Below are 5,475 nucleotides of genomic sequence, written 5' to 3' on the forward strand. Positions count from 1 at the left end.
GGGAACTGGTAATGCGTACTCTTTCGCGACTCTTCAAGCATCTCTTCACGACCGGACTGGCCAGCCGGCGGGCCTTTCCGAATGCGACGCTGCAAGATATCCAGACCGTGATCGCCGAAGGCGAACGACAGCACCGTGCCGAGGTACGCATGATCATCGAGCCTTCGCTCTCGGCGCAGGCAGTGCTGAGCGGCATGTCGTCGAGGGAGCGGGCCTGCGAGCTCTTCTCCGATTACCGGATATGGGACACCGAGGAGAACTGCGGTGTCCTGGTTTACATCAATCTCGCGGATCACCAGGTCGAGATCGTTGCCGACCGGGGTGTCGGCCGCGTCATCGCCGCCAAGGATTGGACGGCGATATGCAACAGCATGACGCGCGGCTTCGCGCACGGCGATTTCCACGATGGCGTGCTTGCCGCGCTGCGGCAGCTGAATACGCTCCTGCAGCAGCACTATCCGGATGATGGATCCCGTCAGAATCAGCTGTCCGATCGGCCGCTGATGCTGTGATGCGCGTCGCAGCGCTTCACTCTCCCGCGGTGCCAGGCTGAAGACTGCCGTCAGCGATCGGCTTGCTTCCCGAGCTTGGCATCAGCCGCCCGCAGTGCTGCGATGCGTTCCTTGTCGCTCGGATGTGAACTCAGATACGCCAGCGGCGAATCGCTGTCCGATCCGGTACGCCTGCCGCCACGGCTATCCTGTCCGGTTCCATCGTTTCGTTCCCTGTTGCGTTCCTCATGCCGATGCGCGTTGCCCATCCTTTCGAACAGCTCCGCCATCGGAGACAAGGGCAAGCCGTTGGCCTGCATCATGGCAATCGCAAACTGGTCGGCTTCACGTTCGAAGTCCCGAGAATATTTCTGATCCAGCAGGAAGGTCGGCACGGCCGCGAGGATGCTCGAAACATCGCCGATGATCAGATTTACTGCGACACCGACGCCCAATGCCTGGAGCAGCCGCCGCAAAGAATGGCGTCCCTGGACATGTCCGAGTTCATGCGCCAGCACCGCGAGGACCGCGTTGTCGTCAGGCGCCATGCCGACCAGTTGGTCGGTCATGATGATGACGCCGTTCGGCAAGGCAAAGGCATTCGGCCCTACCCGGCTGTGACGGAATTCGAGACGGTAAGGTGTCGTCGCCGCCTGCGGCCGCTTCAAGCCGGCAAACAGCGCGTGCAACCGCGCCTGTTCGGCGGGATCAAGCCTCGACGGCTCCATGTAGCTGGCGTCGATCAGCCGCAATTCCTCGTCGCCGATCTTCTTCTCCATCGACGCCGGCATCCTGCTGGCAGCCTGGTCCACAGCCCAGGGCACCCCCCACTGATAGGCAGAGATCAGCAAGGCGATTACCGCAATCAGCGCGCACAGCGACCATGCCCACTGCTGCTGCCAGCGCACCACCCAGGAATCCCGGTAACCGTTCTTGGCCAGCAATCGCGGCAGGTTGCGATAATCCACTTCGATGAAGCCGCCGTCCGGAAAGCGCAAGATGCGCGGCGCATGCTCCAGCCGTTCGGACACCTGCATCCTCGACAGCTTCATGCTGCGGCGAACGCCGTCTCCGCTGATGGCGACGACACCGCGATGCATCATCAGCGTTACGGGATGGCGACGGGTGGTTTGACCGTCGAAATACGTAGCGGCGATCATAAGGCGATATCGATATCGAACAGGTCGCCGGCTTCCTGCCCGATGGCACCGGCGGCGTCAACCGACTGGTCGGCCATGAATTCCTCCAGGTCACCGGAGGGCAGGAAAGTCATGCTTTCGACCCTGTACTTTGCCAGCCGCACGGCGGCAAATGGTTTATACAAACCGAAGGTCACGGTAATCAGCGCCAGGTTGGATGCATGCAACCACAGCAGCTTGCGTGCGCCGGCACTGCTCTGAAACCGGTGGTCGCCAATCTCCGTGTTGTTCCATACCAGGTTTTGCACGCGGCTTTCCAGGTAGGCCCTGACGAACAAATAAAATGCATAAGCGCTGAGCAGCCCGTAGAGCAACGCGAACAGCCACCCGAACGGCGTCGCCGACAAAAGCGCGAAGGCCGACGCAGTCAGCTTGGCGAAGATAGCTGCCGGGATGGACCCGAGGAAGAAAAATCCGATTGCCTTGCCGTAGATCTTGAAGAACCCGCCGGCACGTCCGTGAAAGAAAAACGGCGTCTGCCCGTAATCGGCATTGTCATGCTGGTAGCGCTTGAGCGAATAGTGCGCAAGCGGCACCACCGCTGCGACCGCCAGCAGCGGCAGGAGAATCACGAGCAGAATCACCCCTACGCTAGGACTCCTCGAAAATGACGTCGCCAGGCTCCAGACAAACAATCCCGTCATGCCGAGCATGACGGGAAACAGGAGCAGCGCGCGATAGGCATCGCCGGCGGTTGCCCGGAAACGGAAACGCAATCCGCGATAACTCGAATTGGCGAGCTTGAAGCGGAATGCCCGCGCAAGCAGCCAGGGCATGATGGCGGCCAAGGCCAGCGCCACGACAACCGCTGCCGCAATCGATATGTCGTAGGAGATCTTGTATGCGGCAAGGAGAAACAGCGCCAGGATGCGGCCCTTCAGGATCGCCGTCGGCTCACCGTGATAGTCGAAGATCGAGCCGGCGACGCGAGTGTTTCGGTAAAAGTACTGCAGGCGGCGAACCTTCGCCCAGGCGGAGTAGATGCCGAGGGTGAGAATCGTCAGCAGCAGGTTGACGACCCAAATGCGAAAGTATTCCGATCCGGTGCCGGTGAATTCGAATCGTTGCGGACCGGATCGTGCCGCGATCGGCTGCATCGGGTCGTCCGATGTCACCATCGTGTTCGCGAGCACGCGATGGCGCGGCTCCGCCACGTCTTCCATGGAAACTACCGTCATGCCCCTCCCTTATGGCGCGAGCAGCTTGTTGTTATGTGCCTGCTGTCGATGTGGGCCCAATTGAATCACATCAGGCGCGGCCAGGCATTTCTTATTTACGCAATGCGACGGAATTGCCCGCATTGCCTAGCCGCGCTCATAGATCCACTGCAACAGGGCATCCTGCGCCGCCTGTCCCCTCGCCGCATTCGGATGATTGATCATGAACACTGCGACATATCGTTTGCCGGACGCGGCCAGGACGTAGCCCGCTATCGCGCGCACTTCATTCAGCATGCCGGTCTTGATATGGGCATACCCGGCGACGTTCCGGGTACGCAGACGCTGCCGCATGGTGCCGTCGTAGCCGACAAGGGGCAGCGATGACATGAATTCCGGCATGGTGGGCGACTGGAAGACGGCGCCGAGAAGACGCGCCATCGTCAATGGCGAAATGCGTTCGATACGCGACAGGCCGGCGCCGTTCTCGATGCTGAGTTCCGGTGCGTCGATACCCTTGTTTGTCAGCCATGTCCGCACGACTGCCGCGCCGTGGTCGGGGGTCGCCGGAAGCTTTGTCACGTTGCCGGCGATGGTCAGGAGCAACTGGCGGGCCATGACATTGTTGCTGTACTTGTTGATGTCCCGAATGACTTCCGACAGCGATACGGATTCCCACTCGGTGATAAGGCGCCCGCTCGGCGGTACGATGCCGTCCCTCACCTCGCCGTTGAATGTCCCGCCGAGTTCGCCCCAGATATGCCGGAACACCGCCGCAAAATACTGGCTGCCTGACATCTGGTACGGGTGAAAATACCAGGTCCGGTCCCCGCATGCGGTGGAATAGGTGCCCGCGAAGCGCGCCCGGCCGCTCTCGACCATCGGCGCCAGTTTTGCCCGCCAGTTGCCGCATTCGTCTCTTGAAAGTGTCGGCGGCACGACCGGATAACCGGCCAGTGGCGGATCAACGATCATGTGCACCTTGCCTGTTGCCGGGTCCGGCAGAAATCGAAAACCGAGCGCCTTGTAATTCAAGAGCAATGCGTCCGGGCCAACGTTGTAGGCTCTCCCCGGATCGCCGTCGAAGGCGGCCGGATCGAACGGCAGCTCCTGGAATGCGCTGCGGTCCAGCACCAGGCTTCCGCGAATATCCCGAATACCATGTGCGCGAATGCGGCGCAGGAATAGCCAGAGATTCTCCACGACCAGCTTCGGATCGCCAGTGCCTTTGAAGATGAGATCACCGAACAGCACATCGCCGACCTGCTTCCCATCTGCAAATGCCTGCGTCTTCCACGTGAACGTCGGCCCCAGCAACTCCAGCGCGGCACTACTGGTCACCAGCTTCATTGTCGATGCAGGATTGAAGGATGCGTTCGGATTGGACGCTGCCATCACTTGACCGCCGCCAACTTCCTGAACGTACACGCCTGTTGCCTGTATCGGAATCTCACTCTGCTTTAATGCCTCCTCCACGACCGGCGGCAGCGCAATAGGCGGAGCAGTGCATGCGGTTAACAATGTAACCAAGAAACAAGCTGCTTGGAGTCTGTAGGGAATTCGCATAGGATGAGAACGATATCTCCGTCCAGTTCAGGAACGTTTCCGATTATCCCACGGTAGAGTCCGCTTACATGTCCAAATCCAACACCTTGCAGGCGATCACATCCAACGATCCCCTTGCACTTGATAACCAGCTTTGTTTTGCCCTGTATTCCGCTTCATTGGCGATGACCAAGACTTACAAACCGTATCTCGATAAGCTCGGGCTGACTTATCCGCAATACCTTGTGATGCTGGTGCTGTGGCAACAGGACGATGTGCTGGTGAAGGCGATCGGAGAACGGCTCTATCTTGATTCCGGGACGCTTACCCCGCTTCTTAAGCGACTGGAAGCTTCGTCGCTGATCGCCCGTACGCGGGACGAGGCGGACGAGAGACAGGTACGTATTACGCTAACGAAAGAAGGACGCTCGCTGAAGAAAAAGGCGCAATGCATTCCGCAGCAGATCCTTTGCGCAAGCGGCCAAACGCACGGTGCCATACAGGAATTGCGCGAACAATTGACGGCAATTCGAAACGACTTGGCCCGATCCCACGTCTAAGAATCTGATGCCTGTACTGATGCGCAGGCATCCGACCGTCAATTTTATATTGCACACAATTTAATTGTGTACTATATTGCGGACTCGACAGCAGGAAATATCGATTTTTCACCGACAAGGAGAACTTCATGCAGATTCTTTATACCGCACAAGCAACCGCAACCGGGGGCCGTGATGGCCGCGCCGTAACCAGTGATAAGCATCTAGACGTCAAACTGAACACCCCGAAGGAACTCGGCGGCGCGGGTGGCGACGGGACCAACCCGGAACAGCTTTTTGCGGCCGGCTATTCGGCCTGCTTCATGTCCGCACTCAAGTTCGTGGCCTTGCACACCAAGGTCAACCTGCCGGCGGACGCCGCGGTAACGGCTGAAGTCGGAATTGGCCCCAACGACAAAGGCGGTTTTGCCTTGGCAGCGGAATTGAAGGTCTCCTTGCCAGGACTCGATCCGGCGGCGGCAGAAGCACTTGTCAGCAAGGCGCATGAGGTTTGCCCGTACTCGAACGCAACCCGCAATAATGT

At 59.4% G+C, this 5,475-nt stretch carries 6 protein-coding genes; 3 read left to right on the forward strand and 3 right to left on the reverse strand.

Annotated features, from left to right (window positions below; all coding sequences use genetic code 11):
* Nucleotides 1-512 (forward strand): TPM domain-containing protein (locus V7080_RS23495; RefSeq protein ID WP_334190803.1); only part of this gene is annotated, 512 nt, incomplete at its 5' end.
* A gap of 50 nt (nt 513-562) precedes the next feature.
* On the opposite strand, the gene V7080_RS23500 is transcribed toward V7080_RS23495, so the two are convergent.
* The 3 genes from V7080_RS23500 to dacB form a co-directional block, all read right to left on the reverse strand.
* Complete coding sequence (locus V7080_RS23500) at nt 563-1,651, reverse strand: M48 family metallopeptidase (RefSeq protein ID WP_334190804.1); 1,089 nt, start codon at nt 1,649-1,651, stop codon at nt 563-565.
* Nucleotides 1,648-2,868 (reverse strand): YjgN family protein, encoded by a 1,221-nt coding sequence (locus tag V7080_RS23505; RefSeq protein WP_334190805.1) that lies wholly within the window; start codon nt 2,866-2,868, stop codon nt 1,648-1,650. Before V7080_RS23505 ends, V7080_RS23500 begins: the two co-directional genes overlap by 4 nt.
* A gap of 126 nt (nt 2,869-2,994) precedes the next feature.
* The gene (gene dacB / locus V7080_RS23510) at nt 2,995-4,413 is read right to left on the reverse strand and encodes a D-alanyl-D-alanine carboxypeptidase/D-alanyl-D-alanine endopeptidase (protein ID WP_442947279.1); all 1,419 of its coding nucleotides are present in this window, start codon (nt 4,411-4,413) and stop codon (nt 2,995-2,997) included.
* 68 nt (nt 4,414-4,481) lie between these two features.
* Here dacB and V7080_RS23515 point away from each other — a divergent pair, with 68 nt between their 5' ends.
* Both V7080_RS23515 and V7080_RS23520 read left to right on the forward strand, forming a co-directional pair.
* A complete protein-coding gene (locus tag V7080_RS23515; protein ID WP_334190807.1) occupies nt 4,482-4,952 on the forward strand; it encodes a MarR family winged helix-turn-helix transcriptional regulator in 471 nt (156 codons plus the stop codon).
* A 128-nt stretch (nt 4,953-5,080) separates the two neighbouring features.
* The coding region (locus V7080_RS23520) for an organic hydroperoxide resistance protein (protein WP_334190808.1) at nt 5,081-5,475 on the forward strand (395 nt) is incomplete at its 3' end.

Origin of the sequence: Noviherbaspirillum sp., from assembly GCF_036846085.1 — a bacterium.
GTDB lineage: Bacteria > Pseudomonadota > Gammaproteobacteria > Burkholderiales > Burkholderiaceae_D > Noviherbaspirillum.

Coding starts and splice junctions, on each gene's coding strand:
- dacB (WP_442947279.1), bottom strand. CDS start 4,413: ATGCGAATTCCCTACAGACTCCAAGCAGCTTGTTTCTTGGTTACATTG.
- V7080_RS23505 (WP_334190805.1), bottom strand. CDS start 2,868: ATGACGGTAGTTTCCATGGAAGACGTGGCGGAGCCGCGCCATCGCGTG.
- V7080_RS23500 (WP_334190804.1), bottom strand. CDS start 1,651: ATGATCGCCGCTACGTATTTCGACGGTCAAACCACCCGTCGCCATCCC.
- V7080_RS23515 (WP_334190807.1), top strand. CDS start 4,482: ATGTCCAAATCCAACACCTTGCAGGCGATCACATCCAACGATCCCCTT.